The sequence below is a fragment of the Rhodoferax sp. genome (assembly GCF_039922535.1).
GTDB lineage: Bacteria > Pseudomonadota > Gammaproteobacteria > Burkholderiales > Burkholderiaceae_C > Rhodoferax_B.
The window spans coordinates 1-3,339 of sequence record NZ_JBDTEM010000436.1; the positions used below are offsets into that span (position 1 = coordinate 1).

Genomic DNA, 3,339 nt, shown 5'->3' on the forward strand with positions numbered 1-3,339 from the left:
GGTCTTGCCCACGCCCGTGGGGCCGAGGAACAGGAACGATCCTGTCGGCCGGTTCGGGTCGCTCAGGCCCGCACGGCTGCGGCGGATGGCGTTGGCCACGGCGGTAATCGCTTCGTCCTGGCCGACCACGCGGTCGTGCAGCTTGACCTCCATCTGCAGCAGTTTGTCGCGCTCGCCCTGCATCAGTTTGCTCACCGGAATGCCGGTGGCGCGGGCCACCACTTCGGCGATTTCTTCGGCGCCCACCTGGGTGCGCAGCAAGCGCGGTGCGTGGGCCGAGCCCTTCACCGATTCCTTGTCCTGCGTAACTTTGAGCTGCTTTTCCAGCTCGGGCAGCTTGCCGTACTGCAGCTCGGCGACCTTGTTGAAGTCGCCCTTGCGCTTGAGTTCTTCGATCTGGAAGCGCATTTTTTCAATCGCCTCCATCACATGCGCGCTGCCCTGGGCCTGGGCTTTTTCGGACTGCCAGATTTCGTCGTAATCGGCGATTTCCTTTTGCAGCTTGACGATCTCGTCCTGGATCAGGCCCAGGCGCTTTTGCGAAGACTCGTCCTTCTCGCGCTTCACGGCTTCGCGCTCGATCTGCAACTGGATCAGGCGGCGGTCCAGCTTGTCCATCACCTCGGGCTTGGAGTCCATTTCGATCTTGATCTTGGCCGCCGCCTCGTCGATCAAATCAATCGCCTTGTCGGGCAAAAAGCGGTCGGTGATGTAGCGGTGGCTGAGCTCGGCCGCGGCCACGATGGCCGGGTCGGTGATCTGCACGCCGTGGTGCACTTCGTACTTTTCTTGCAGGCCGCGCAGGATGGCGATGGTGGCCTCTACCGTGGGCTCGCCCACCAGAATCTTCTGGAAGCGCCGCTCCAGGGCCGCGTCTTTTTCGATGTACTTGCGGTACTCGTCCAGCGTGGTCGCGCCCACGCAGTGCAGCTCGCCGCGGGCCAGCGCGGGCTTGAGCATGTTGCCCGCGTCCATCGCGCCCTCGGCCTTGCCCGCGCCGACCATGGTGTGCAGCTCGTCGATGAAGACGATGGTCTGGCCTTCGTCCTTGGCAAGCTCTTTGAGCACAGTCTTCAGGCGCTCTTCAAATTCACCGCGAAATTTGGCCCCGGCCAGTAAAGCCGCCATGTCCAGCGAGAGTACGCGCTTACCTTTGAGCGACTCGGGCACCTCGCCTGCCACGATGCGCTGGGCCAGGCCTTCAACGATGGCGGTCTTGCCCACGCCGGGCTCGCCGATCAGCACCGGGTTGTTCTTGGTGCGGCGCTGCAGCACCTGGATGGCGCGGCGGATCTCGTCGTCGCGGCCAATCACCGGGTCCAGCTTGCCCATGCGGGCGCGTTCGGTCAGGTCCAGGCAGTATTTTTTGAGGGATTCGCGCTGGCCTTCGGCATCGGCGTTGTCCACGTTCTGGCCGCCACGCACCGCGTCAATCGCCGACTCCAGCGACTTGCGGGTCAGGCCCTGGCTGCGTGCCAGGGTGCCGATGTCGGCCTTGCTATCGGTCAGCGCCAGCAAAAACAGCTCGCTGGAGACGAACTGGTCGCCACGCTTGATGGCTTCTTTTTCAGATGCCTGCAGCAGGCTGCCCATGTCGCGGCTGATCTGCACCTGGTCTTGCCCGTGCACCTCGGGCAGCTTTTTGATGGCCGCCTCGGCTGCCGCCAGCAGGCCCGGCACGTTGACGCCGGCCCGCTGCAGCAGGGCCTGCGGGCCGTCGTCTTGGCGCAGCATGGCGGCCAGCACGTGGGCCGGTTCGATGTAGGCGTGGTCCGCACCGAGTGCCAGGGTTTGTGCGTCGCCCAGGGCTTCCTGGAATTTGGTGGTGAGTTTGTCTTGTCGCATAGTGAAATCTCCAATGCTGTGACAGATGGGCAGTAAGCCTGCATTTTCAAGGCGCTACGGTGCAGAAGCTTGCGCCAGATCAAGCATTGGATTTATAAAAAATAGGCCTCCAGCGCAGATTCCACCTGCGCAAGGAGCTATAAAAAGTGAAGCAGATACACATAAAGCCAAAGTCCTAAAATTGGGCCATGAACATCCACCAGCTATCGGCCCGCTACCACCAGGAGCAAGACCGCATTCTGGTGCGCATCAACTCCAACGATGGCACCGAAATGCGCCTGTGGCTGACCCGCCGCCTCACCCTCGCGCTATGGCCCACGCTGAACAAAGCCGTGGTGGAGCATGTGGCCCGGCAAGACGGCAGCACCGCCCATTTGCGCGACGAGGCCAGCAAAAAGATGCTGGCCGACTTCCAGCGCGAAGCCGTGCTGCGCGATGCCGACTTTTCCACGCCCTACCAAGATGCGCCTGACACGACCGCGCCTGGTGCCCTGCCTACCTTGCCATTAGGCAGCGCCCCGCTGCTGGTGACCGAGGTGCGTATCACCCCGGTGGCCAACGGCCCTTTGAAAATTGCCTTCAACGAGCAGTTGGAGGGGCAAGCGAATGGCCGCGGCTTCCAGGTGGAACTGGCCCCGCCGCTGGTGCACGGCCTAGTGCAGCTGCTGGAGCGGGCCTTGCACCAGTCGGCCTGGGGCGAAGGCAGCGAGCTGCTGGGAACCCTGCCGTTGCAAACCAGCGACGCACCGGTAGCGGCAGACCGGCCTAAGTACCTGAATTAGCCCGTACACTTTGGCCATGCCCCAGCACTCCACGCTCTCAAACCCCATGCTTTGCATGTGTGGCGCAAGCCTGGCCGCAGTGGCATCCAAAAAACCCCAGCTTATCTGACCGGAGCTGCGGTTCCGTCCTCAGATGAGCGATGGAACCTAGCCCTCCCCACCCCCGGTCCCACGCTCCTTTGACGATGGTTTACCCATCGGTCTGTTTTTGACACAAAGGACATCGCGTGCGTTCTCTTGATACTTCCCCCGACTTCTCTGGCCTGTGGATTCCCCTGGTCACGCCTTTTACGGATAGTGCCGACGGTGCCGTAGACCACCCGGCTCTGGCCCAGCTGGTCAAGCGCCTGTGCGGCACCGGCATTGCAGGTTTTGTGGCCTGCGGCTCTACCGGCGAAGCCGCCGCCCTGGATGCCGACGAGCAGCAGGCCGTGCTGGCCACCGTACTGCAAGCCGCCCAGGGCCTGCCGGTGGTGATGGGCTTGTCGGGCTACCACCTGCCCAAGATGCTGGCCAGCGTGCAGGCCTTCAGCCGCCAACCCATCGCCGCGCTGCTGGTGGCGGCCCCCTGCTACATCCGCCCCTCGCAGGCCGGGCTGCTGCGCTGGTTTACCGACCTGGTCGATGCGTCCCAGGTGCCGCTGATCGTCTACGACATTCCCTACCGCACCGGCGCCACGCTGGAACTGGCCACCCTGCTGCAGTTGGCACG

At 63.3% G+C, this 3,339-nt stretch carries 3 protein-coding genes; 2 read left to right on the forward strand and 1 reads right to left on the reverse strand.

From position 1 onward, the window contains the following. The coding region (locus tag ABI213_RS20795; protein ID WP_348028490.1) for a Clp protease N-terminal domain-containing protein at positions 1-1,845 on the reverse strand (1,845 nt) is incomplete at its 3' end. 188 nt (positions 1,846-2,033) lie between these two features. On the opposite strand from ABI213_RS20795, the gene ABI213_RS20800 reads away from it, so the two are divergent. Together ABI213_RS20800 and ABI213_RS20805 are read left to right on the forward strand one after the other, a co-directional pair. Continuing rightward, positions 2,034-2,627, forward strand: coding sequence for a hypothetical protein (locus ABI213_RS20800; RefSeq protein ID WP_348004900.1), 594 nt, complete (start codon positions 2,034-2,036; stop codon positions 2,625-2,627). Positions 2,628-2,854: 227 nt separating this feature from the next. Continuing rightward, positions 2,855-3,339: dihydrodipicolinate synthase family protein (locus ABI213_RS20805; RefSeq protein ID WP_348028492.1), on the forward strand; the 485-nt coding region annotated here is incomplete at its 3' end.

Bases quoted from the DNA above. Each gene is read 5' to 3' on its own strand.
- ABI213_RS20800 (WP_348004900.1), top strand. From the start codon at position 2,034: ATGAACATCCACCAGCTATCGGCCCGCTACCACCAGGAGCAAGACCGC.